This is a genomic window from Barrientosiimonas endolithica, assembly GCF_030296655.1.
Lineage (GTDB): Bacteria > Actinomycetota > Actinomycetes > Actinomycetales > Dermatophilaceae > Barrientosiimonas > Barrientosiimonas humi.
The window spans coordinates 264,469-288,316 of record NZ_AP027735.1 but is presented as its reverse complement, the minus strand read 5'-3'; the positions used below and the strand labels follow the sequence as shown (position 1 = coordinate 288,316).

19 protein-coding genes, 4 pseudogenes and 1 riboswitch are annotated in these 23,848 nt (G+C 70.8%); of the genes and pseudogenes, 5 read left to right on the top strand and 18 right to left on the bottom strand.

Features of this window, described 5'->3' with window-relative positions; genetic code table 11:
- Nucleotides 1-7 precede the first annotated feature (7 nt).
- From folE to dacB, 7 genes and pseudogenes are all read right to left on the bottom strand, one after another.
- Nucleotides 8-586, bottom strand: coding sequence for a GTP cyclohydrolase I FolE (gene folE / locus QUE40_RS01445; protein WP_289232105.1), 579 nt, complete (start codon nt 584-586; stop codon nt 8-10).
- Nucleotides 564-2,590, bottom strand: a pseudogene (gene ftsH, locus QUE40_RS01440) (ATP-dependent zinc metalloprotease FtsH). The gene folE and the pseudogene ftsH overlap by 23 nt, the downstream one beginning before the upstream one ends.
- A gap of 225 nt (nt 2,591-2,815) precedes the next feature.
- Complete coding sequence (gene hpt / locus QUE40_RS01435) at nt 2,816-3,367, bottom strand: hypoxanthine phosphoribosyltransferase (RefSeq protein ID WP_142004099.1); 552 nt, start codon at nt 3,365-3,367, stop codon at nt 2,816-2,818.
- A gap of 2 nt (nt 3,368-3,369) precedes the next feature.
- Nucleotides 3,370-3,984 carry a TilS substrate-binding domain-containing protein gene (locus QUE40_RS18720; protein ID WP_350227036.1) on the bottom strand — a complete coding sequence of 205 codons (615 nt, stop codon included), beginning with the start codon at nt 3,982-3,984 and terminating at the stop codon, nt 3,370-3,372.
- A gap of 41 nt (nt 3,985-4,025) precedes the next feature.
- Nucleotides 4,026-4,367, bottom strand: a pseudogene (locus QUE40_RS18715) (PP-loop family protein); the annotation flags it as partial.
- Nucleotides 4,368-4,477: 110 nt separating this feature from the next.
- Entirely contained in the window at nt 4,478-5,332 is an 855-nt protein-coding gene (locus QUE40_RS01425; protein WP_433997033.1) for a zinc-dependent metalloprotease, read from the bottom strand.
- A gap of 221 nt (nt 5,333-5,553) precedes the next feature.
- Nucleotides 5,554-6,678: a D-alanyl-D-alanine carboxypeptidase/D-alanyl-D-alanine endopeptidase gene (dacB, locus tag QUE40_RS01420; protein WP_433997032.1), complete on the bottom strand. Its 1,125-nt coding sequence runs from the start codon at nt 6,676-6,678 to the stop codon at nt 5,554-5,556.
- A 419-nt stretch (nt 6,679-7,097) separates the two neighbouring features.
- Here dacB and QUE40_RS01415 point away from each other — a divergent pair, with 419 nt between their 5' ends.
- The 4 genes and pseudogenes from QUE40_RS01415 (at nt 7,098) to QUE40_RS01400 (ending at nt 12,464) form a co-directional block, all read left to right on the top strand.
- Complete coding sequence (locus tag QUE40_RS01415; RefSeq protein WP_142004096.1) at nt 7,098-7,688, top strand: inorganic diphosphatase; 591 nt, start codon at nt 7,098-7,100, stop codon at nt 7,686-7,688.
- Nucleotides 7,689-7,908: 220 nt separating this feature from the next.
- Nucleotides 7,909-8,134: riboswitch (cobalamin riboswitch) on the top strand.
- Between the two features lie 122 nt (nt 8,135-8,256).
- Nucleotides 8,257-10,885, top strand: a pseudogene (locus QUE40_RS01410) (ribonucleoside-diphosphate reductase subunit alpha).
- Nucleotides 10,882-11,895: a ribonucleotide-diphosphate reductase subunit beta gene (locus QUE40_RS01405; protein WP_211344503.1), complete on the top strand. Its 1,014-nt coding sequence runs from the start codon at nt 10,882-10,884 to the stop codon at nt 11,893-11,895. Before QUE40_RS01410 ends, QUE40_RS01405 begins: the two are co-directional and overlap by 4 nt.
- Nucleotides 11,896-11,951: 56 nt before the next feature.
- Complete coding sequence (locus QUE40_RS01400; RefSeq protein ID WP_289232104.1) at nt 11,952-12,464, top strand: acyl-CoA thioesterase; 513 nt, start codon at nt 11,952-11,954, stop codon at nt 12,462-12,464.
- Between the two features lie 28 nt (nt 12,465-12,492).
- On the opposite strand, the gene QUE40_RS01395 is transcribed toward QUE40_RS01400, so the two are convergent.
- Nucleotides 12,493-13,854 carry an MFS transporter gene (locus QUE40_RS01395; protein ID WP_289232103.1) on the bottom strand — a complete coding sequence of 454 codons (1,362 nt, stop codon included), beginning with the start codon at nt 13,852-13,854 and terminating at the stop codon, nt 12,493-12,495.
- Nucleotides 13,851-14,507 carry a GntR family transcriptional regulator gene (locus QUE40_RS01390; protein WP_142004094.1) on the bottom strand — a complete coding sequence of 219 codons (657 nt, stop codon included), beginning with the start codon at nt 14,505-14,507 and terminating at the stop codon, nt 13,851-13,853. Before QUE40_RS01390 ends, QUE40_RS01395 begins: the two co-directional genes overlap by 4 nt.
- A 50-nt stretch (nt 14,508-14,557) precedes the next feature.
- On the opposite strand from QUE40_RS01390, the pseudogene QUE40_RS01385 reads away from it, so the two are divergent.
- Nucleotides 14,558-15,430, top strand: a pseudogene (locus tag QUE40_RS01385) (alpha/beta fold hydrolase); the annotation flags it as partial.
- 126 nt (nt 15,431-15,556) lie between these two features.
- On the opposite strand, the gene QUE40_RS01380 reads toward QUE40_RS01385, so the two are convergent.
- The 9 genes from QUE40_RS01380 to QUE40_RS01340 all read right to left on the bottom strand — a co-directional run bounded on the left by QUE40_RS01380 (nt 15,557) and on the right by QUE40_RS01340 (nt 23,525).
- A complete protein-coding gene (locus QUE40_RS01380) occupies nt 15,557-16,525 on the bottom strand; it encodes a serine hydrolase domain-containing protein (RefSeq protein WP_289232102.1) in 969 nt (322 codons plus the stop codon).
- A gap of 59 nt (nt 16,526-16,584) precedes the next feature.
- On the bottom strand, nt 16,585-17,616 hold the full coding sequence (locus QUE40_RS01375; RefSeq protein WP_289232101.1) for a hemolysin family protein: 1,032 nt from the start codon (nt 17,614-17,616) through the stop codon (nt 16,585-16,587).
- Nucleotides 17,616-18,968 carry a hemolysin family protein gene (locus tag QUE40_RS01370; RefSeq protein WP_142004090.1) on the bottom strand — a complete coding sequence of 451 codons (1,353 nt, stop codon included), beginning with the start codon at nt 18,966-18,968 and terminating at the stop codon, nt 17,616-17,618. The genes QUE40_RS01375 and QUE40_RS01370 overlap by 1 nt, the downstream gene beginning before the upstream one ends.
- 158 nt (nt 18,969-19,126) lie before the next feature.
- Nucleotides 19,127-19,669 carry a hypothetical protein gene (locus tag QUE40_RS01365; protein WP_142004089.1) on the bottom strand — a complete coding sequence of 181 codons (543 nt, stop codon included), beginning with the start codon at nt 19,667-19,669 and terminating at the stop codon, nt 19,127-19,129.
- 68 nt (nt 19,670-19,737) lie between these two features.
- The gene (locus tag QUE40_RS01360; RefSeq protein ID WP_289232100.1) at nt 19,738-20,985 is read right to left on the bottom strand and encodes a hypothetical protein; all 1,248 of its coding nucleotides are present in this window, start codon (nt 20,983-20,985) and stop codon (nt 19,738-19,740) included.
- 35 nt (nt 20,986-21,020) lie between these two features.
- A complete protein-coding gene (locus QUE40_RS01355; protein ID WP_350227035.1) occupies nt 21,021-21,473 on the bottom strand; it encodes an ATP-binding cassette domain-containing protein in 453 nt (150 codons plus the stop codon).
- Complete coding sequence (locus QUE40_RS01350; protein ID WP_289232979.1) at nt 21,470-21,757, bottom strand: ATP-binding cassette domain-containing protein; 288 nt, start codon at nt 21,755-21,757, stop codon at nt 21,470-21,472. The genes QUE40_RS01355 and QUE40_RS01350 overlap by 4 nt, the downstream gene beginning before the upstream one ends.
- A gap of 429 nt (nt 21,758-22,186) precedes the next feature.
- Nucleotides 22,187-22,615 carry a hypothetical protein gene (locus QUE40_RS01345; protein WP_170206731.1) on the bottom strand — a complete coding sequence of 143 codons (429 nt, stop codon included), beginning with the start codon at nt 22,613-22,615 and terminating at the stop codon, nt 22,187-22,189.
- Complete coding sequence (locus QUE40_RS01340; RefSeq protein ID WP_289232099.1) at nt 22,605-23,525, bottom strand: hypothetical protein; 921 nt, start codon at nt 23,523-23,525, stop codon at nt 22,605-22,607. The genes QUE40_RS01345 and QUE40_RS01340 overlap by 11 nt, the downstream gene beginning before the upstream one ends.
- Nucleotides 23,526-23,848: the final 323 nt, after the last annotated feature.

Genomic DNA, 23,848 nt, shown 5'->3' with positions numbered 1-23,848 from the left:
TCACGGGTCAGCGCCCCGTGACCAGGCTCATCGCCTCGGCCCGGGTGGCCGAGTCCCGCAGCAGCCCGCGCACCGCGGAGGTCTGCGTGCGGGCGCCGGGCTTGCGCACCCCGCGCATCGACATGCACAGGTGCTCGCAGTCGAGCACGACCAGCGCGCCCTGGGCCTTGAGGTGGCGCATGATCGCGTCGGCGATCTGGCTGGTGAGCCGCTCCTGCACCTGCGGCCGCTTGGCGTAGACGTCGACGAGCCGGGCCAGCTTGGACAGCCCGGTGACCCGGCCGTCCTTGGCGGGGACGTAGCTCACGTGCGCGACGCCGTGGAAGGGCAGCAGGTGGTGCTCGCAGGTGGAGTAGACCTCGATGTCCTTGACCATGACCAGCTCGTCGTGGTCGATCTCGAAGGTGCGCTGCAGCACCTCGGCCGGGTCCTGCTGGAGCCCGGCGAACATCTCGGCGTACGCCCGCGCCACCCGGTCAGGCGTGTCGCGCAGACCCTCGCGCTCGGGGTCTTCACCCACGGCGATCAACAGCTCCCGGACCGCCGCGGCGGCCCGGCGGTGGTCAATCTTCGCGCGGGTCGACATAGCCGCCCTCGGGGACCTCGATGACCGCCTCCGGCGGGTGCTCCTCGACCTGCTGCTTGTCCTCGGGCAGCTGCTCGCCGCGGGCCAGGGCCTCGCGCTCGGCAGGGGTGAGCACCGGGCCGCGGTCGCTCACCGTGCGCAGGTCGCTGGACAGCCACACCGGGCGCTGCGGGCGCTTGCGCACGTCGCGGAAGACGACCTCGAGGTCGGACTGGCCGAGCGTCTCGCGCTGGAGCAGCTCCAGGACCAGGTTGTCGAGGATGTCGCGGTTGTCGTTGAGGGCGTGCCACGCCTCGTCGTGCGCGGCGTCCACCAGCCGGCGGACCTCCTCGTCGACGACGGCGGCCATGCCCTCGGAGTAGTCGCGCTCGTGGCCCATGTCGCGGCCGAGGAAGACCTCGGAGTTGCCCTGGCCGAGCTTGATCGCGCCGACCCGCTCGCTCATGCCGAACTGGGTGACCATCTTGCGCGCCAGACCGGTGGCCTTCTCGATGTCGTTGGCCGCACCGGTGCTGGGGTCGTGGAAGACGATCTCCTCGGCGACCCGGCCGCCGAGGGCGTACGACAGCTGGTCGAGCAGCTCGTTGCGCGTCGTGGAGTACTTGTCGTCGACGGGCAGCACCATGGTGTAACCCAGCGCGCGGCCGCGCGGCAGGATCGTCACCTTGCTGACCGGGTCGGTGTAGTTCAGCGCCGCGGCCACCAGGGCGTGCCCGCCCTCGTGGTAGGCGGTGATCTTGCGCTCCTTGGCGCTCATCACCCGGGTGCGCTTCTGCGGGCCGGCCATGACGCGGTCGATGGCCTCGTCGAGCGCCCCGTTGTCGATGACCCGGCCGTTGCTGCGCGCGGTGAGCAGGGCGGCCTCGTTGAGCACGTTGGCGAGGTCGGCACCCGAGAAGCCCGGCGTACGTCGGGCGACGGCGAGCAGGTCGACGTCGGGAGCCGTCGGCTTGCCCTTGGCGTGCACCTGCAGGATGTGGTGCCGGCCGACCATGTCGGGCGCCTCGACCGCGATCTGCCGGTCGAAGCGGCCCGGCGCAGCAGCGCCGGGTCGAGGATGTCGGGCCGGTTGGTGGCGGCGATGAGGATGACGTTGGTCTTGACGTCGAAGCCGTCCATCTCGACCAGCAGCTGGTTGAGGGTCTGCTCGCGCTCGTCGTGACCGCCGCCGAGGCCGGCGCCGCGGTGGCGACCGACGGCGTCGATCTCGTCGACGAAGATGATGGCCGGCGCGTTGGCCTTGGCCTGCTCGAACAGGTCGCGCACGCGCGAGGCGCCCACACCGACGAACATCTCGACGAAGTCGGAGCCGGAGATCGTGTAGAACGGCACGCCCGCCTCGCCGGCGACCGCGCGGGCGAGCAGCGTCTTGCCGGTGCCGGGCGGGCCGTACAGCAGCACGCCCTTGGGGATCTTGGCGCCGACCTCGAGGAACTTGCGCGGCTCGGAGAGGAACTCCTTGATCTCGTGCAGCTCCTCGACGGCCTCGTCGGAGCCGGCCACGTCGGCGAAGGTGACCTTGGGCATGTCCTTGCTGGCGAGCTTGGCCTTGGACTTGCCGAACTGCATCACCCGGCCGCCGCCGCCCTGCATCTGGGACATGAAGAACCAGAACAGACCGAGGATGAGCAGCAGCGGCAGCATCGTCAGCAGCATGCTGACGAAGATGTTCTGCTGCTCGGGGTCGTCGGTGAAGCCCTGGCTCGGCGGGCGCTGGTTGAGCGCGGTGACGATCTGCTCGCCGCGGGCCGGGACGTAGTAGGCCTGCACCTTGTCGGCGTCCTGCACGTCGCCGACGTCCTGCGCGGACTTCAGGGTGAGGTCGACCCGGTCGGGCGTGACCTTGGCCGACTCGACCTTGTTCTCGTTGATGAGGGTGATCGCCTGCGAGGTGTCGACCCGCTGGAAGCCACCGGAGCCACCCAGGGCGAACCACAGGAAGGCGATCGCCACGACGAGGACGATCCAGAACCCAGGTGCACGGGCGATGCGCTTCGCGTTCATGAAACTGCGGGGCGGGGCCCCGATCCTCCTGCTCAGGTTGGCCGGCGGCGGCGCCCTGCTCGCAGGGTGGGCAGCAGCCGAGACACAGACTTGGCCGACGGTACACGCCGCGCACGGCCCGTCCGGACGCGGTATGCCCGCGTCTGCGCAGTTGAACGCGCGGCCCGCGGGCAGTGTTCCCGCTGCGGCGTTCGGCGCCGCGGCGTTCGGCGCTGCGGCCCGGCGTCAGCTGTAGACGTGCGGGGCGAGGGTGCCGATCTCGCGCAGGTTGCGGTACTGCTCGTCGAAGTCGAGGCCGTAGCCGACGACGAACTCGTTGGGGATCTCGAACCCGACGTACTTGCAGTCGATCTCGACCTTCGCGGCGTCGGGCTTGCGCAGCAGCGTGCAGATCTCGACCGACGCCGGCTCGCGCGACTCCAGGTTGGAGCGGATCCACGACAGGGTCAGGCCGGAGTCGATGATGTCCTCGACGATCAGCACGTGCTTGCCGCTGATGTCGGTGTCGAGGTCCTTCAGGATCCGCACGACGCCCGAGCTCTTGGTGCCCGAGCCGTAGGACGACACCGCCATCCAGTCCATCGGCACGCTGCCGGGGAGGGTGCGCATGAGGTCGGCCATCACGAGGATCGCGCCCTTGAGCACGCCCACGAGCAGCAGGTCCTTGCCCTCGTAGTCGCGCCAGATCTCCTCGCCGAGCTCGGCGAGCCGCTCCCGGATCTGGTCCTCGGTGAACAGCACCTTCTCCAGGTCGTCACCCATGTGCGAGGCGTCCACGCTCACTCCTGATCTGCGTCTGCACCGGCGACGTCGTCGGCGGCGTCGGCGGGGCGGGGCTTGGGGCGAGCCCATTCAACCCGACCGTGGGGGTGGGCGGCGAGCGTGGGCCCGATGCGCCGCACCGACAGGGCCGGTACGTCCACGGGGCCCTGGCCGCGCCAGTCGGCGACGAGCCGGTCGACCTCGGCGAGGTGCCGCGACCCGAGGGCCGCCCCGTCGGCCCCGGCCTCGAGCAGCCAGCGCCGCAGCGCCCGGGTGCGCACGGCCCTCGGCAGGCGCACCAGGCCGTCGATCTCGAGCGCGGCGTCTCCGTCGGGGACGTGGCCGGTCGCTGCGGGGCGGGCCGCGGCGAGCTCGTGGTCGGCCCAGGCGGTGAGCGCGTCGTCGTCGTCGCGCAGCAGCCGCGCGGTGCGGGCCAGGTTGGCGCCGAGCTGCGGCCCGAGGGCCTCCGACAGCTGGGCGAGCACGGCGCGGGCGCGCACCCGGGCGAACCGCGGGTCGTCGTTGTGCGGGTCGCGCCAGGGCGCGAGTCCCGCTGCGGCACAAGCAGACTCGGTCTCCTCGCGGGTGACGCCGAGGAACGGGCGCAGCAGCGTCGGCGACGCCTCCGGCATGCCCGCGAGCGAGCGGGCCCCGAGCCGCGCAGCAGGCCGAGCAGCACCTGCTCGGCCTGGTCGTCGCGGGTGTGACCGAGCAGCACCCGGTCGGCCCCGAGCCGCACCCGCGCCTCCTCGAGCGCGGCGTGGCGGGCGGTGCGCGCCGCCATCTCGGGCCCGTCGCCGGAGCCGTCCGCGACGGCGACGCGCACGACCTCCACCGGGTCGAGGCGAAGCGCCCGGCACTGGTCGGCGGCGGCCCGGGCCACGGCGTCGGAGGCGGGCTGCAGGCCGTGGTCGACCACGACGGCGCCGGCCCGCACGCCCGCCCGGGGCGCCTCGAAGGCGGTGGCCGCGGCGAGCGCCAGCGAGTCGGGGCCACCGCTGACCGCGACCAGCACCGTCAGCCCCCGGCCGAGCGGATCAGCCTCTCCTGCAAGGGAGCTCAGCCCACGGCGTACGGCCAGGCGGGTGCGGGCGACCGCGGGCGGCGGACCCGGCACGGCGTCGGTCAGCCGTGCACCCGGGCGACCCACGCCTCGGGCTCGGCGATCTCGGTGGGCCGCGGCAGCGTCTCGGGCGAGGTCCACACCTGGTTGAAGCCGTCGAGGCCGACCCGGTCGACGACGCTGCGCACGAAGACCGCGCCGTCGCGGTACTGCCGCATCTTGGCCTCGAGCCCGAGCAGCCGCCGCAGCAGCCGGTCGGGGCCGCTGGCGCCCTTGCGCCGCTCGTCGAACTTGGCGCGGATCTCGCCGACCGTGGGGACGATCTGCGGGCCGACGGCGTCCATGACCACGTCGGCGTGCCCCTCGAGCAGCGACATGATCGCCGTGACGCGGGCCAGCTCCTCGCGCTGCTGCGGGGTGGTGACGAGGTCGGCGAGACCCTGGCCGCCCTCCTTGAACGCGCTGGGCAGCCGGCCGGTGATCTGCTGCAGCCGCTCGGGCAGCTTGTCGGGGTCGGGCACCAGGTCGACCATCAGCGTGCGGGCGCTGGTGATCACGTGCTCGCGCAGCCACGGCACGGCGGTGAACTGCACCCGGTGGGTCTCCTCGTGCAGGCAGACCCACAGCCGGAAGTCGCTGGGGTCGACGCCGAGCTCGCGCTCGACCTGCACGACGTTGGGCGCCACCAGCAGCAGGCTCGGGGTGCCCTCGGGGGCGAGGTCGAACTGCCCGAGCACCTTGCTCGCGACATAGCCGAGCAGCGCGCCCATCTCGGCGCCGGTGACCTTGGCGCCGACCTTGCGCACGGTCGGCCCGGCGGCCTTCTTGGCGGTGATCTTCTCGACCGCCGGCGCGACGAGCGCGCCCATCGAGGCGGTGTTGGCGTCGATCCAGGCGGTGCGGTCGACGACGTGCACGGGGTGTCGCCGGCCGGCGCGTGCAGCGCGGCGGTGTCGGCGACCGGCTGGTGGGCCCGGTCGGCGGCCGAGTGCAGCTCGGCCACGGCGGCCCGTGCCTCGTCGAGCGTCACCTTGGGCCCGTCCTTGACGATGCGGTGGCCGGTGCGTCGCGCGAGGTCCCAGTCGATGTACTCCTGGCTCATGCTGGCGACCCTACGTCGTCAGGACGCCGCGGCTGCTCAGCGGCAGCCGCAGTCGGCGAGCGCGGTGACGATGCGGTCGAGGTCGGCGCGCGCGGCCAGCGGCCCGCGCGGTTGCTCGCCGTTGTTGATGATCGTGAAGACCAGCAGCCGCCCGTCGCGGGTGACGACCGTGCCGGCCAGGCTGGTCACTCCGGGGAGGCTGCCGGTCTTGGCGCGCACGCCGCCCGCGCCGTCGGTGCTGCCCGTCGCCTGGAACCTGTTGTGCAGCGTGCCGTTCCAGCCGCTCACCGGCAGCCGGGTCAGCACGTCCTGGAACGCCTCGACCTGGCCGCTCGCCCCGCGCTGCACGACGTCGGTGACGACCCGCGCCGGGATCGTCGTGCCGTCGGCCAGGCCGCTGGCGTCCATCAGCTTCACCCCGCGCAGGTCGATGCCGTCCTCGCGCAGCACCCGCAGCACCCACGCCGTCACCGAGGCACCGTCGCCGGGGACCCCGTCCTTGGCCGCGGCCTGCCGCCCGAGCGACTCCGTCATCGCGTTGTCGCTGTCGCGCAGCGCCAGCCCGAGCACGTCGACCAGCGGCGCCGAGCGCACGACGCCGAGCTGCGGCGCCCCGTCGGGGGTCGTCACCTTCTGGCCCAGCTCGGCCGTGATCCCTTCTGCCGCAAGGGCTTTCACGAACGCCTGGGTCGTGCTGCGCGCCGGGTCGGTCGGCGGGGCGGTGCCGGGGTCGGAGCGGTCGTCGGCCAGGCCGAGCATGCCGACGCGGGTGGTGAAGCCCATGTCGACGAGGTCCTGCTGCCAGTTCTCGTTCTGCAGCGGACCGGGGGCGTAGGACAGGTCCCAGCCGACCGTGACCGAGGTGCGCCCCTGCTTCTTCAGGTTGGCCGCCACCTGCTTCGCGAGGTCGCCGAGCCCGGCGCGGCCGGCCACCTCGTCGGGGTTACCCTTGCCCCTGGCGAGCGCGGTGTCGCCGCCCGCCACCAGCACCACCTGGTCGCCCGGCCCCTGCCGGACGGTCGTCGCCAGGGTGCTGTCGAGGTCGAGCGTGCGCGACACGGCGTACGCCGTCAGCAGCTTGGTGATCGACGCCGGCGTGCGCGCGGCGTCGGGGTCGAGCGCGAACAGGCTCTGCCCGGTGGCGGCGTCGCGCACCGCCATCGACGTCGTCGGGCCGAGACCGGGGGCGTCGAGCAGCGGCTGCAGCGCGGCGCGGACCCCTCGGGCGTGGGCGCGGTGCCGCCGACTCCGGGGAGAGCGGCGGGTGCCTGCGGGGGCTGCGGACGGCGTACGTCGGGCGGGGGGTCGACTCCCCCGGCAGCGGCACGGCCTCGCGCGGAGCGTCGGCGGTCGTGAGCACGCCCGGCACGACGTCGAAGGTGTCGAGGGTGGCGTAGCCGCCGATCAGCGCGACCGTCGCGGCGCCCGCGACCAGCGCGCGGTGCGATCTGCGCACGCTGCCCCCTTGCTCCGCGACCCGTTCTCGTGGGAGACACTAACCGCGAACTGTCCGCGGACGTACCCCGCGGGCGCCCCACCCCGGTGCGCCGCACCGCACAGCTCAACGATGAGGACATTCCATGGAGTTCGACGTCAGCATCGAGATCCCGCGCGGGACTCGCAACAAGTACGAGATCGACCACGAGACCGGCCGCATCCGGCTCGACCGGCTGCTCTTCACCGCGATGTCCTACCCCGCCGACTACGGCTACATCGAGGACACCCTCGGTGAGGACGGCGACCCGCTCGACGCGCTCGTGCTGCTGGACGAGCCGACCTTCCCCGGCTGCGTCGTGCGCGCCCGCGCCGTCGGCGTCTTCAAGATGGTCGACGAGGCCGGCGGCGACGACAAGATCCTGTGCGTGCCCGCTGGCGACCCGCGCAAGGACGGCGTCACCGACATCACCGACATCAGCGACTTCACGCTGAAGGAGATGCAGCACTTCTTCGAGACCTACAAGGCTCTCGAGCCGGGCAAGTCGGTCGAGGAGGGCTCGCACTGGATCGGCTCCGCCGACGCCGACCGCGTCGTCGAGGACGCGCTGCAGCGCGCCAAGGACCAGGGCGTCACCACCGCCCGCTGGGCCATGCCCGGCCACGCCCCCGACGAGACCGAGCGCTCGATCGACCGCGACCAGACCTCCGACTCCCAGGCCGACGCGCCGGAGTGATTCTGGTCTTGACTCCTCCTCCGGAAGCTGCGTGCTGCGCTGCGCACCTCCCGGCATCGTCGACAAGACGAACGAGACGACGGCGGCACAGTTAGTACGACGGCGGACCACGTCCCATGTGGTCCGCCGTTGTCGTACGCGCGGGCGCCCCGCGCGTATAGCACCCGGCCTCTCGGCGATCCAGCACATCCCCGGCTAGCGTGTCGCGGGCGGCACCACATATGGTGCTCTCGTTGCTGGTTCACCCCCAGATGTTCCGCATCTGGCCGGTGAGGCAAGAGGGAACCCGGTGCGATTCCGGGACTGCCCCGCAGCGGTGAGTGGGAACGACCGCCGTCATCGGCACTGGATCCGGCCTCGAGCCGGTCTGGGAAGCGACGGCCACTAGGCGGGCCAGCCGGCCCACGCCCACGAGTCCGAAGACCTGCCAGCACGCCGTCCGACCGGACGGTGGTCCGCGGCCTCGAGGGACAGGCCCACGACGATCACGGCTGCCCCGGCGCGGTCGTACGTCCGCCTCCCCTCGCGACCTCGGGCACGCAGGACTCGAGGGAGGAGGCATCACGACATGGCCATTCAGGTCACCAAGCGCGACGGGTCGCGCGAGCCGTACAACGCCGATCGGATCAACCGGGCGATCGAGCGCGCCGCCGAAGGCCTGCCCGACGGGCTGGCGATGACCATGCAGCTCGCGTCGGAGCTGGAGATCACGCTGTTCGACGGCATCACCACCGAGCAGCTCGACGAGGCCGCGATCCAGGTCGCGGTGCAGAACGTCAAGGACGACCCCGACTTCGACGTGGTCGCCTCGCGGCTGCTGCTGAAGACGATCTACAAGAAGGTGCTGGGCGACTTCGAGACCCAGACCGAGCTGGCGCTGCTGCACCAGGCGCGCTTCCCGGGCTACGTGCGCGAGGCCGTCGAGGACGGGCTGTTCGACCCGCGGCTCGCGAGCGCGTTCAACCTCGAGGAGCTCGCCGCCGCGCTGGACCACAGCAACGACGACGCGCTGCGCTACATCGGCATCGTGACGCTGCGCAACCGCTACATGGCGACCGGCCCCGGCGGGCAGATGCTCGAGGTGCCGGCCTACTTCTGGATGCGCGTCGCGATGGGCCTCTCGGTCAACGAGAAGGAGCCCACGCAGGCCGCGATCCGCTTCTACCGCAAGATGTCTCGCCTCGACTACCTCGCGGCCGGCTCCACCCTCGTCAACGCCGGGACCGCGAACCCGCAGCTGTCCAACTGCTTCGTGATGCAGATGGACGACGACATCGAGCACATCGCCAAGTCGGTGCGCGACGTCATGTGGCTGACCAAGGGCACCGGCGGCATCGGGCTGTCGGTCACCAAGCTGCGCGCCGAGGGCTCCCCATCCGCAGCAACAACACCACCTCCACCGGGCCGATCCCGTTCATGCACACCATCGACTCGACGCTGCGCGCGGTCTCCCGCGGCGGCAAGAAGTTCGGCGCGCTGTGCTTCTACATGGAGAACTGGCACCTGGACTTCCCGCAGTTCCTCGACCTGCGGCAGAACGCCGGCGACCCCTACCGCCGAACCCGCACCGCCAACACCGCGGTCTGGATCTCCGACGAGTTCATGAAGCGCGTCGAGAACGACCAGCCGTGGTACCTCTTCGACCCGCTGGAGACCCCCGACCTGGTGGAGCTCGTGGGCGAGGAGTTCTCCGCGCGCTACGCGGAGTACGTCGACCTCGCCGAGAAGGAAAGCTGCGCTCGTTCAAGAAGATTCGGGCGCGCGAGCAGATGACGGCGATCCTCGTGTCGCTGCAGACCACGTCGCACCCGTGGCTCACCTGGAAGGACTCGATCAACCTCCGGGCACTGAACGACAACACCGGCACGATCCACCTGTCGAACCTGTGCACCGAGATCACGCTGCCGCAGGACCGCGACAACGTGTCGGTCTGCAACCTGGCCTCGATCAACCTCTCGCGCCACCTCGACGACGGCGAGTGGGACTGGGACCGCCTCGCCGAGAGCGCGCGCATGGCGATCCGCCAGCTCGACAACCTCATCGACATCACCCGCTCGTCGGTGCCGGAGTCGGAGCACTCCAACGACCAGAACCGCGCGGTCGGCCTCGGCGTCATGGGCTTCACCGACGTGTGCGAGCGGCTCGGCATCTCCTACGAGTCGGACGAGGCGTACGAGCTCATCGACCGGCTCGTGGAGTTCGTCTCCTGGCACGCGATCGACGAGTCCGCCGACCTCGCGAGCGAGCGCGGGGCGTACCCCAACTTCGCCGGCTCCGGCTGGTCGCGCGGCCTCGTGCCGATCGACACGCTCGAGGCGATGGAGCGCCGCCGCGGCGTGCCGGTCGACGTCGACCGAACCACCCGGATGGACTGGGATGCGTTGCGCGCCAAGGTTTCCGGCGGCATGCGCAACGCCACGCTGATGGCGATCGCGCCGACCGCGTCGATCGGTCTGGTGGCCGGCACCACCCCCGGTCTCGACCCGCAGTTCTCCCAGCTGTTCAGCCGGGCGACGTCGTCGGGCAAGTTCCTCGAGATCAACCGCAACCTGGTGCGCGCTCTGCAGGAGCGCGGTCTGTGGGAGCAGATGCGCGAGGACCTGCTGCGCTCGCAGGGCGACCTCACCAACGTGCCCGACATGCCCGAGGACCTGCTCGCGATCTACCGCACGTCGTTCCAGCTGTCGCCGTACGCCTACCTCGAGGTGGCCGCGCGCGCCCAGAAGTGGATCGACCAGGCGATCAGCCGGAACATGTACCTCGAGTCGCGCGACATCGGCGAGATGACCCGCATCTACTCCGCCGCGTGGCGCAAGGGCGTCAAGACGACCTACTACCTGCACATGAAGCCGCGGCACACCGCGGAGCAGTCGACGGTCGCGGTCAACAAGTCCAAGTCCTCCGGCCGCAGCGCCGGCGGGTTCGGGTTCGCCCGGCGTACGCCCGCCGGGCCGGCCGTGCCGACGGCACCGACGGCACCGGTCGCACCCGAGCCGGTCGCACCCGAGCCGGCGGCGCCCGTGGCGGCACCGGCCGCGCCCGTCCTGGTCGACCCGGTGGCGCCCGAGCCGGTCGCGCCCGCGCCGGCCGCGCCCGTCGAAACCCCCACCCCCGCCGTCGAGGTCGTCCGTGACGACGACGTCCTCGTCTGCCCCACCGACCCCCAAGAGCTCCTGAACTGCGAGGCCTGCCAGTGACCACCGACGCCACCACCCAGAACGCCGGGCAGCTGCTCGGCACCGGAATCTCAGAAGGCTTGCTGCTCAAGCCGATTCGCTACGACTGGGCGTACGAGCTGTACAACCAGGCGGTCGCCAACACCTGGTTCCCGCACGAGGTGCAGCTCGGCGAGGACCTCGCCGACTTCCAGCGGATGAGCGACGAGGAGCGCCACGCCGTCACCTTCCTGATGAGCTACTTCAACCCCAACGAGCTGCTCGTCAACAAGGCCCTGGCGTTCGGGGTCTACCCGTACATCAACGCGCCCGAGGCGCACCTCTACCTGGCCAAGCAGATGTGGGAGGAGGCCAACCACTGCGTGGCGTTCGAGTACGTCCTCGAGACGTTCCCGATCGACCGCGAGGAGGCCTACTCGGCGCACGTCGACATCCCGTCGATGGCGGCCAAGGAGGAGTTCGAGGTCCGGTTCATCCAGCGGATGACCGAGCAGACCCTCGACATCACCACCACCGAGGGCAAGCAGGACTTCGTCCGGAACCTGGTGGCCTACAACGTGATCCTCGAGGGCATCTGGTTCTACAGCGGGTTCATGGTGGCCCTGTCGTTCCGGCAGCGGAACCTGCTGCGCAACTTCGGGGCGCTGGTCGACTGGATCGTGCGCGACGAGTCGCTGCACCTGAAGTTCGGGATCAACCTCATCCACACCGTGCTGGAGGAGAACCCCGACCTGCAGACCGAGGAGTTCGCCGAGGAGATCCGCCAGATGATCCTCGACGCCGTCGCGATGGAGGAGCGCTACAACCGCGACCTGCTGCCCAACGGGATCCTCGGGCTGAACGCCGACTACATCAACACCTACGTGAAGTACCTCGCCGACCGGCGGCTGGAGGAGCTCGGTTTCGAGCCGGAGTTCAACGTCAGCAACCCGGCGAAGTGGATGGCCACGGCCAACGACACGCTGCAGCTGGTCAACTTCTTCGAGGCGATCAACACCTCCTACGAGGTCGACGCCAAGGCCGGGTCCTGACCCGCGTGGCCGACCAGCTGCAGGAGGCGCCGGTGGGAGCGGGCATGGTGGATGCCGTGAACGCTCCCACCGACGACTTCGAGACCGCACCGCGTGACACCCGGCTCACGCTCGCGCACATCATGAGTGCGCACGACACCAACCTGCTGGGCACCGTGCACGGCGGCGTGATCATGAAGTTCGTCGACGACGCGGCCGGCACCGCCGCCGCGCGCTACTCCGGCGGCCCGGCCGTCACCGCGTCGATGGACGAGATGCTCTTCCTCGCCCCGGTGCGGGTGGGCGACGTCGTCACGGTGAAGGCCCAGGTCAACTGGGCGGGCCGCACCTCGATGGAGGTCGGTTGCCGGGTCGAGACGACGCGCTGGGACGACCTGAGCGACCCCGTGCACGTGGCGACGGCGTACCTCGTGATGGTGGCGGTCGACGGCGAGGGCAAGCCGCGCGGCGTGCGCGAGCTGCAGCCCCGCACGCGCGAGGAGCAGCGGCGCTTCCGCGAGGCGACCATCCGCCGCGAGCACCGGCTCGCCCGGCGCGAGGCGATCCTGAGGTCGCGCGAGCAGGGCTGAAACCCCTGCGCCCCAACGAGACTCGGCGTCAGGGGCGAGCGCGGTCGGCGAGGCGTGCGGGCACCAGGTGCGCGTACGCCTCGTCGCTGTGCACGACGCTGCGGGTGCGGCGGCGGTAGCGCACGATCATCACCAGGCCCGTGACCCAGACGAGGTACTGCACGGCCATCGCCCAGCGGAACGAGTCGACGGTGTAGGTCGACGGGCCGCCGGGGGCGACGTGGTCGAGCACGACGCCGATCAGCACCACCGTGCCGAGCGCGGCGGCGAAACCACCCACGTTGACGATGCCCGTCGCGCTGCCGATCCGGTTGCTGGGGTTGAAGGTTCGCGCCAGGTCGAAGCCGATCATCGACCCCGGGCCGCCGGCGGCGGTGATGACGACGAGCAGCACGAGCAGCCACATCGGCGCGCGGCCGGGCCACAGCAGCACCGCTCCCCACACCGCCATGATCGCGACGACCAGGCCCAGCACCAGGGTGGAGCGGGAGTAGGGGTAGCGGGTGATGTAGACCCCGAAGACCGGGCTCGCGCAGATCGCGGTGACCACCATGAGGCCGAGCAGCGTCGAGGCCTGCGCGGTGCTGAGGCCCTGCCCCGCGGTGAGGAACGGGAAGCCCCACATGATCGCGAAGACGTTGGAGCTGAACTGCGTCGTGAAGTGGCACCACAGGCCCAGGCGGGTGCCGGGCTGGCGCCAGGCCAGGCGTACGGCCCGGCCCACGGCGCGCATCTTGAGCTCGGTGCGCTCGTGCTCGCGGTAGGGGCTGTCGAGCACGACAACCGCGAGCGCGATCGCGAGCACCGCCCCGGCGACCGACGCCGCGAGGAAGCTCGTGGTCCAGCCCAGCTCCTTGAGGGCGTACGCCAGCGGCCCGGCCGAGACCAGCGCGCCCAGCTGTCCGAGCAGGCCGGTCACCTGGGTCACCATCGGCACCCGGGCCGGCGGGAACCACAGGGCGACCAGACGCAGGACCGACACGAAGACCATCGCGTCGCCCATGCCGACGAAGATGCGCGCGACGATGCCGCCGGCGTAGGACTCGACGAACGCGAAGGCCAGCTGGGCCGAGCTCATCGTCAGCAGGCCGGCGCCGAGCATGACGCGCGAGCCGAAGCGGTCGAGCAGCGCGCCGACCGGGATCTGCATGGCGGCGTAGACCGCGAGCTGCACCATCGCGAAGGTCGCGAGCTGCGCCGAGCTGATGCCGAAGCGGTCGGCGGCGATGATGCCGGCGACGCCCAGCGAGGTGCGGTGGAAGACGGCGAGGACGTAGATCGCGATGGCGGTGAGCCACACGGCGAACGCCCGCCGGCCGCCCAGCCGGAAGCGCAACCCGTCGTCGAGATCGGTTGCGGTGGTTGCGGATTCGGCGGTCACGGCGCTCACCGTTCGCCACCGACGCCGAGCCGCTGCATCGCGTCGGCGACGTGCTCGCGGGAGGCCTTGACGAACTGGGCGCGGGTGCCGCTGCGCAGCAGCTCGAGCAGCTCGCCGTGGGTGTCGAGGGCGTGCTTCATCCGGCCCGACCCCGCCCGGATCTGCCCGGCGAGGATGCACAGCTGGCGGTCGCGCAACGAGGAGTAGTGCCGGGAGATCACCCCGTTGCCCGCGGCGTCGACGATCAGCTCGTGGAACGTCCGGTCGGCGGTCGAGAACGCGCCCGGGTCGTCGGCCTGACGGGCGGCGCGCATGGCCTCCAGCGCCGGCTCCAGCATCTCGACCAGGTCGGCGCGGCGGCTCCAGGCGCGCCCGGCGGCCCACTCCTCGATCACCTGCCGCGCCTCGAGCACCTCGCGCGCGTCGCGCGCGGTCACCGAGGTGACCAGCGCGCCCTTCTTGGGATAGAGCGTGACGAGACCCTCGACCTGCAGGCGCAGCAGGGCCTCGCGCACCGGCGTGCGCGAGACGCCGACCTCGTCGGCGACCTCGCCCTCGGTGAGGAAGGAGCCGCCCTCGCGGTCGCCGCCGAGGATGGCCGACTTGACGTGGTCGTACACCCGGTCGGCGGCCGAGGTGCGCGTGGTCGTTGATGCACTCATGTTGTATCCATCATAGATACAACACGCGTGCGGAGTCGACGCCGTAGGTTGTGAGCGTGGACACCTACACCCGTGACGGACTCACCTTCGACGTGACCGACGCCGGCCCGGCTGACGGCGAGCTGGTCGTCCTGCTGCACGGCTTCCCGCAGGACCGCACCGCCTGGCAGGACGTCACGCCCGCGCTGAACGCCGCGGGTCTGCGCACGATCGCGCCAGACCAGCGCGGGTACTCACCCGGCGCGAGCCCGAAGGCGCGGTCGGCGTACGCCATGCGCGAGCTGGTCGCCGACGTGCTCGCCCTCGCCGACGCGGCCGGCGCCGAGCGCTTCCACGTCGTTGGTCACGACTGGGGCGGCGCGGTCGCGTGGACCCTGGGCGAGCGGGTGCCGCAGCGGGTCGCGTCGCTCACCGTGCTGTCGACGCCGCACCCGCGGGCGCTGAACTGGGCGATGCTGCGCAGCGACCAGGCCAAGCGCAGCTGGTACATGGCGATGTTCCAGCTGCCGACGCTGCCCGAGAAGCGGCTGCACGCCATGCTCGGCGGGTTCTACCGCCGCAGCGGCCTCACCGACGAGCAGGCCGCGCGCTACGAGGCGCGCTTCCCCACGCCGGCCTCGCTGACCGCGCCGATGAACTGGTACCGCGCGATGCCGACCACCGTGCTCGCCAAGGCCAAGAAGCTCGCGACCCGAAGCCGGTCGAGCAGCGCAGGCCCAAGCCGGTCGAGCAGCGCAAGCCCAAGCCGGTCGAGCAGCGCAAGCCCAAGCCGGTCGAGTAGCGCGAGGGACGAGCGCGTATCGAGACCGACCTCCCCCAGCACCGTCACCGTCCCCACGACGTACGTCTGGGGCAGCAAGGACTTCGCGCTCGGCCGCGCGGCGGCCGAGCGCACGGCCGAGCTCGTGTCGGGTGACTACCGGTTCGTCGAGGTGAAGGCCGGCCACTGGCTGCCCGAGGCGAACGCCGACCTGGTGGCCGAGGAGATCACCCGCCGGGTCCGGTCAGCCCCTGAGACGACCACGAATGATCGAGGCGGACCGGCATACCTATCCGCCTCGATCATTCTTGAGGTTGTCGAGCGCGGCCACCTCGTCGGCGAAGGCGGCGCGCAGCGGGTGGATGCTCGGCGTCTCGCGCGTGGGGTGCACCCGGTTGGTGAGCAGCACCGCGACGGCCTGCCGGTCGGGGTCGATCACCAGCGACGTCCCGGTGAACCCGGTGTGCCCCATCGTGCGCGGCCCGGCGAGGCCGCCCATCCACGCGGGGCGGTCCAGCTCGAAGACCAGGCTGTGCTGCTCGCCGGTCGCGCCGGAGCTCAGGTCGTCGCGCGCCCACCTGCCGCCGAACCCGTCGAGCACCGCCTGACCGAGCAGGCCCAGGTCGTGCGCGGTCGAGAAGATGCCGGCGTGGCCGCTGACGCCGCCGAGCGACCACGCGTTCTCGTCGTGCACCTCGCCCCGCACGACCCCGCGGCCGGCGTCGACCTCGTCCTCGGTGGCGGCGCACAGGGACGGCTCGACCGGCCCGAAACCGGTGCGGGACATGCCGATCGGGCCAGTGACGTGCGCCCGCACCAGCTCCGCGAGCCCGTCGCCGGCGACCGCCTCGAGCACCAGCTGCAGCGTGATCAGGTTGAGGTCGCTGTAGGTGTATCGCGCCCCGGCCGGGGCCTCGAGCGGGCAGCGCAGCACCGCGTCGAGACGCGCGGCGCGGTCGGGCCAGTCGCTCCACAGCGGCAGCCACCACGGCAGTCCGCTGGTGTGCAGCGCGAGGTGGCGCACCGTGACGGCGTCCTTGCCGACGAACCCCGGCAGGTACGCCCGCACCGGCTCCCCGAGCGCGACGTCACCCCGGTCGACCAGCGCCGCCAGCGTCAGCGACGTGAACACCTTCGTGATCGACGCGACGTCGAAGACGGTGTCGCGCCGCATGGGGACCCGATCCGCTTCGGGCAGAAGGGTTCTCGCGCGGTCGGCGTACAGGAGTGCGTGACCCGACGCCTCGTGGAGCCGCACGTCGCCGCCGACCCGCGCCAGGCGTACCTGCCCCGGGACCCGGTCGAGCTCGTCGCCGCTCAGCCCTGCGCACCGATCTGGCCGACGATGCGCGCGATGACGTCCTCCAGCACGATGATCCCGACCGTCCGCCCGCCGTCGCGCACCTGCAGCATGTGCGCCTGCGAGCGGCGCATCGTCTCGAGCGCGTCGCGCAGGGTCGCCTCCGACGCCAGCGACGGCAGCCTGCGCACGGCGCTGTCGGGCACCGGCTCGGCCTGCATGCGGGGGTTGTTGTCGAGCACGTCCTTGACGTGGACGTAGCCGACGAACTGGTCCTGCACGTCGGGGTCGTAGAGCGCGATGCGCGAGAAGCCCGACTCGCGGGAGAGGGTCTCGAGCTTGGAGCGGGGCGCCGTCCGCGGGGCCAGCACGACCTCGGACACCGGGATCGTGACCTCCTGGACCGAGCCCTCCTCGAAGTGCAGGGCGCGGCTGAGCAGGTCGCGCTCGTGCTCGTCGAGCAGCCCCTCGCGACTGGACTCCTCGACCATCTCGTGCACCTCGTCGCGGGTGAAGGTGCTGACGACCTCGTCGCGCGGCTCGACGCCGATCAGGTGCAGCACCCGGTTGGCCAGCCAGTTCATCGCGACGACGAACGGCTTGAGCACCCGGCTCACGAGCACCAGCGGCGGCCCGAGCCACAGCGCGCTGCGGTCGGGTCCGGCGAGCGCGATGTTCTTGGGGATCATCTCGCCGGCGACGACGTGCAGGCCGACCACGATGGCCAGCGCGAGCACGAACGCGACCGGGTGGATCAGCCCGTCTGGCAGCCCCACCGCGCCCATCGGCCCGGAGATCAGGTGGGCGAGCGCCGGCTCGCCGACGGCGCCGAGACCCAGGGAGCAGACGGTGATGCCCAGCTGCGCGGTCGCCATCATCAGCGACACGTTCTCCATGGCGCCGAGGGTGACCTGCGCGCGCCGGTCGCCCTGCTGCGCCAGCGGCTCGATCGAGCTGCGGCGCGCCGAGATCAGCGCGAACTCCGCGCCGACGAAGAAGGCGTTGAGGCCGAGCAGCAGCACGGCGACGCCGAGGAAGACCCAGTCCATCAGCGCTCCCCCTCGGTCTCGTCCGGCTCGACCGGGTCGCCGACGGAGACGCGCACGGTGTCGATGCGCACGCCCTCGAGGTCGACGACGCCGAGGGTGACCGGGCGGGTGCGGTGCTCACGGTCGTACCCGTCGAGCTCGACCTCGTCGCCCGGCTCGGCCATCCGCTCGAGGCGGAACAGCACGAGCCCGGCGAGGGTGTCGTAGTCGTCGGACTCCGGCAGCGACAGCCCGATCGTGTCGCGCACCTCGTCGATGCGCAGCAGACCCGACAGCTCCCACGTGCCGGTGGTCAGCTCGCGCGGGGCGGACGGCTGGTCGTGCTCGTCGTCGAGCTCGCCGGTGATCTCCTCGACGAGGTCCTCCAGGGTGACGACCCCGTCGACGCTGCCGAACTCGTCGATGACGACGCCGAGCTGGTGCGGGCCGTCGCGCAGCATCTCCAGCAGGGTGTCGAGGTCGACCGACGACGGCACCAGGGTCGGCGGCAGCATGACGTCGGCGACCGTGCGCCGGCTGCGCATGTCGACCGGCACCTGCAGCACCTGCGCGGTGGTGATCAGCCCCAGCACCTCGTCGGTCCTCGCGTCGAGCACCGGGAAGCGGGCGTGACCGCTGTCGTGGATCCGGTCGACCACCTGGGTGAGCCGCTCGTCGGGGCTGATGAAGTCCAGCTGCGAGCGCGGAGTCATCACCTCGTGCGCCCGGCGGTCTCCGAAGAGCAGGCTCCGGCGTACGAGATTGGCGGTGGCCTCGTCGAGCGTCCCCTGGTCGACCGAGCGAGTGACCAGGAAGGACAGCTCCTGCGGGCTGCGCGCAGACGCGAGCTCCTCGGTCGGCTCGATGCCGATGCGGCGCAGGAACTTGTTGGCCGCGCCGTTGAGGAAGGCGATGAGCGGGCGGGTGACCCTGGTGAAGCCGCGCATGAATCCCTGCACCGCGCGGGCCGTGCGCAGCGGCAGCGCGATCGCGAAGTTCTTCGGCACCAGCTCGCCGAACACCATGGTCAGCGTGGTCGAGACGGCCATCGCGATGGCGACGCCGACCGCGCGGGCCGCGCCGCCCTCGATGCCGACCGCGCCGAGCGGACCGGTCAGCAGCCGGGCGAGCGAGGGCTCGGCGAGGAAACCGATCGCCAGGTTGGTGATGGTGATGCCGACCTGGGCGCCGGACAGCTGCGTCGACAGCGACTTCAGCGCGGTCTGTACGCCCGTGGCGGCCCGGTCGCCCGTCGCGACCTCGCGCTCGACGGCACGCCGGTCGACGGTGACGAACGCAAACTCGGCGGCCACGAACAGCCCGCACAGCACGACGAGCACCGCGGCGAGCAGCAGAAGCAGGACCTCGGTCATCGCCGAGGCCTATGTCGATAGGTGTCCACGTCGTCCTTCTGTGCGGGGGTCGGGGCGGTGGAGGATCCCACGATAGGGGAAGGCACGAGGTGCCTCATCGGTGACCGGCATCGGTGAGCAACCGTGCGCTGCAGCGCACGTTTCCTCACCGATCGGAGTCACCGATGCGGGTCGGCGGGCGGCTGGACGATGCGCCGCGCCGCACAAACCGACTTCACCGCTGCGGCGGCCACCACGATCAGGACGGACACGACGGTGTCTGCACCGTTCGCACCGTCCCAGATCGCCGCCACCCACGAGTCACCGCCGGTGAGTGCCGGACGCGCGGCGAAGAACAGCGCCGTCGCCCAGACGAAACTGATGGTTGCCGTCCACCAGAACGGTGCGACGCAGCTCGCCAGGTACGCGACGGCGACAGTCAGCCCGACAGGAAGCGCTGGGCGGATCTGGTAGATCGATGACTCGGCTGCAGGCGCGCCGGGCTGGGACACGATCAGAGCCGCACAGCCGACTGCCACCAGCCAGCCGGCAGCGATGGCCTGCACCCGCTTCCCTGCGAATACCGAGAGGGGGCCCGTGGAGTCGTATGAGGCCCGGGCCGCGGCGAGGGAGACGGCGATGGGGAACCAAGCCTGCACCAGAGTCCCTTCGGGACTTCCGGGATCGAAGATCAGCTGATTCTGCAGCGTGAGGTTTGCCACGACGATCGCTGCCAGGACACCGCACACCGCGGTCCCGCCGCGGGCCCGAACGAAGAGCAGTAGCCCACTCACCACGTCAGGCCCGACTCCTGCGAGCCCCAGCCGCGTGGAGCCGGCACGCCGGCGACGTCGCAAGACTCGATCGCCGCTGCGGCCCGCGCGGTCCACGACCTTCCTTCCGGCGACCTCAGCCACTCCAGCTGTGCGGCAGTGGTTCCAGGAACGGGCTCGTTGGTCACCTGGTAGGCCACCCATTCGCCGGCAACCGTGAGCACCGAGACGAACTTCGGACTGTTGACCAGCCTGGGGCACCCTGACCCGCCGAGCGCCCCTTCGCTCAGTTCGTACTTCATGGGGATCTCCGCGCCGGTTGAGTTCGCGATGATCAAACGGCCCGGCGGCGCTTCCCCGGCCACGGACACCACGTTCCAGCGGGAATCCTTCGACCCTCCGGGGCGGAGCGAGCGCACAACCTGTTCGTACGGCTCCAGGGCCTCCGCCGTGGAGGCCGGATCAAAGGCCGACGACGATCTCGAGCACACCGTGATGCCGTCCTGCGAGGCGCAGCGATCTGGAGTGTCTCGCTTCAGCTGGTAGACGTAGCCCTGACCGCCGCTGTCGGCGGCCAGCACCCAGAACAGCCCCGCCACGACGGCCAGGCAGAGCACGGTGATCGGCGTGGAGCTCAAGAGTCTGGGCGAACCTCGAACCCAGCCGACCATCAGGACCAGCATCGATGGGATCGTCAGCAGGGCCGCACACCAGATTCCTACAGTCGGCCACGACACGGAGAAGTCAGAGACCGAGCCGGTGCTGCCCCCGATTCGCAGGAGCCGAGCGATCCCGACGGATCCGGCCACGAAGAATCCCAAGAATCCCAGTATGGCCACGAGGAACGGGACGATAGGGCCGCGCAGGATCAACCCCAAGATCGCTCCCGCGGCACCAGCGGCGGCATCCATGCATAACGCCACGATCAGCAACCCCCAGGTATGCGGAAGCGGCAGATCCCCGCGGGTACGAAGAACGATCAGCAGCGCGATCCCCACGACGAGCACGGTGGAGGTGATGCCGCCTGCGACCGCGGGCCACGACGACAGGATCACGGCTCTGGAAGTGCGCACCTGGGCCAAGGCCTCGTGAGGCTGCCTCCCGGGAACGCAGACCTGCGCCTGGTAGCAAGCAACACCAGCCACGCATGCGGCAACCAGAGGCGACGACGCCAAGGCCCAGTCCAGAGCACTACCCGACTCGCGCGCCCAGAACTGCGAGGTTCCGCGCGAGAAGACCGCGGCCAGCTGGAGCGAGAGCATCATGACTGCGACGAGGAAAAACTGTGCTCGCTGAGGTCTCACTCAACCTCCCGCACCGAGTCCAGAAGTGCGACGAACCTTTCTTCTGGGTCGTGACTCTCCACCGCCGACAACCTTTCTCGCACCTGCTGCATCGACCCCTCGAAAACCAGGCGCCCTGAGTCGAGGACAAGAAGACGATCCGCGACGCTCTCCAGGTCGTTGAACGAGTGGCTACTCACGACGACCATCGGCGCCAGGCCCGCTCGCATCAGCTCGCGCACCCCACGACGCTGGTAGACGTCCAAGCCGGCTGTCGGCTCGTCGAGCAGGAGCACCTGCGGCTCGCTCAACATGCCCCAGGCAATGCCGAGACGTCGCACTTGACCACCGGACAAGGCCCCGCACTTCACGCGCCGCGAGTCCAGCAGACAAACGCTTTCGAGCGCATGCTCCACGCGGCTCGTCCGAGCACGGCGCGGAACATCCTTGAGGAAACAGCCGTAGGTCAAGAACTCTTCGGCGGTGAAGTTCCTCGGGGTGCCGCCGCCTGGGGGACCCAGGACGTCTCGCGCCGGACGTCGGCCAGGCTCGGCTCGCTCTCGTCCCAGGTGATCCTGCCGCTGCTCGGCCGACGACCGGTGGCGATCAACGACAACAGCGAAGACTTGCCCGCTCCGTTGACGCCGACCAACCCGGTCACGCCGGGTCGTAGCTCACAGGTCACGTCCTGCAGCGCCGCGCGGCTGGAGCGCCGGTACCGGAGCGAGACGTGATCAACGACGATCGACCGCATCGGCGCCCTCAAGGCGCGCAGCTCGTGATCTCTGCCTGCTGCTCGATCTCCACAGATCCCCCTTGACCTCCGTGCGGGACGTTCGCGTCGCCCGGGCCGAGTGGGACGTCGCGAATCTCGAACCACCGCCTGGTGACACTACCTGCGCCAGTCTTCCGGCAGGCCACACGGCGACCCCGGGGGCCAAGCGCTACCTCAGGAGGCACATCCTCGGGCCTCCCCAGCAGCTAGCCCGATCCGTGTCGTCTGCGCTCGGTGCGGGCCCATTGTGCGGGCCTATTGAACGAGAAGACAGATGGGGTGCCCGGCCGGGTCGGCGAGAACGTAGAGCGCCACCACGCGGTTGCCCTCGTCGTCCAGCGGGACGAGCCAGCCCGCCTCATCCAGGCTGCCACCGGTGCGTGGCTCATCTCCACGCTCCCGCGAGAGTCAAGATGCCTCGGCGTCGACCCGCAACGACGTCACGTCGTGGCGCAGTGCCCGCGCCTCGTTCGCGAGCTCGACAGAGTCGAGATACGACTTCACCAGAAGCTGGACCTGTTCCAGGATTGGCGCCGGAACGCTGCTGACCGATCCCGCGTTCCTGAGAGCCTCACGGGTGCCGTCCGGCAATAGCTCATCCCCACTCATCTCGCGGATCGCCTGTCGCACCGACTCTGGGACTTCGACCTGCGCAACGGCATCGCGAACGGCCAGCCGCTGCCACTCAGGAGTCTCGTAGTGGGACACCACGTCGCGGACCTGCGAGAGCACGTTGTCGGTCACCTCACGACCGGCCTCAGGGATCTGAATGGCCTCGTCCAGCTGAACCCGCCGAATCGTCCTGCCACCCTTGGTCTGCGTCCGGTCACTCACCATCCGAGGGCTCCTCCGCTCGTTCCGCGCTTCCATCATGACCCCTGCCATCGGGCCCTGTCACTCCATTGGAGCCGTAGTGCACACGGAGCGAAGCGAGCTGCTCCCCGGTGGGATCGGCTGCGAGGGGCACCGTGATGACTGGTGACGTTGCGACCTGTTGAGGCGTCGCTCTCGTGGGCACGTAGGACACGTGGGCCTGCACGTCAAGGGACACGGGAGCCATCCGCACTCTCGTCTCCTCGCCGGGCTCCATCGGCAGCGCAGCCCATACCTCGCCCTTGTGCGGGCCCGACTCCTCCACGATCTTCCATGGCGTCCAGCCCACTCGGGTGCCATCTGGCGCGATGACCGGGGGCCGGCCTGGCCTGTCGGGTTGAACAGCGGCTTGCAGGATCCGCACCGTCTCCTGCGCCGCGGCCAATCGCTGCTGGTTGACCTGCTCCTCCACCGCGGCCGCGAACGACTTCACGAGCCTGCCGCCCTCGGTGTCCGGTCGCTCGCCGAGCTCGGTCGTGAGGTGCTGCAGGACGGCAAGGACCACTGGCACGTTCCTGGTCGCCTCTTGCCGCGCGAAGGAGTCATACGCCCATCTGGCCGTGTCCCACCACCGGTCCTCGCGCTTCTCCACGGCCTGTGCCCTGATCGTCTTCGTCGTGCTCTCCCTGGACGCCCGCACGGTCTTGCTCGCGGCCGCGAACGCCACCGCAGCCGCGCCCAGCGCCGCAACACCACCGAAGCCCGGCGTCCGGCTGAACGTGTCGAGCCAATGACGGAACTGGTTCGGTCCATGGATGACGACCGCAGTGACGATCCCTCCGACGAGGGCAGAGGCACAGGCCGTGAGCCAAGACCTCGACAGCCAGCCCCCGAATCCCGGCTCCGCCTTCTCGTCCACGTCCTGCTCGTCCATCTCGGGCATGGTCACCCTCCCCTGAGCTGTTGGCGGCATGCTGCCAGGGGGTGCGACAGGTGGGGGCCGATCAGCCGGCACGAGAACACCCCCGACCGTCGGCCGGGGGTGTCTGGAGGTGAGCCGCCTGTCGGAATCGAACCGACGACCTATTCATTACGAGGGTCTGCGGCGGCGTCTGGGCTTCCGGACGAGCCGACGTTGACGGTCCGCCCCGTCGTTGCGGTGTCCGGTTGGACCGGCTGACCCGAGCGGCGTACGGACTCGGTACGGACTCGGCCCGACGGTCGTGGTCCCCAGAAGCAACTTGTTGGGAACCTGCC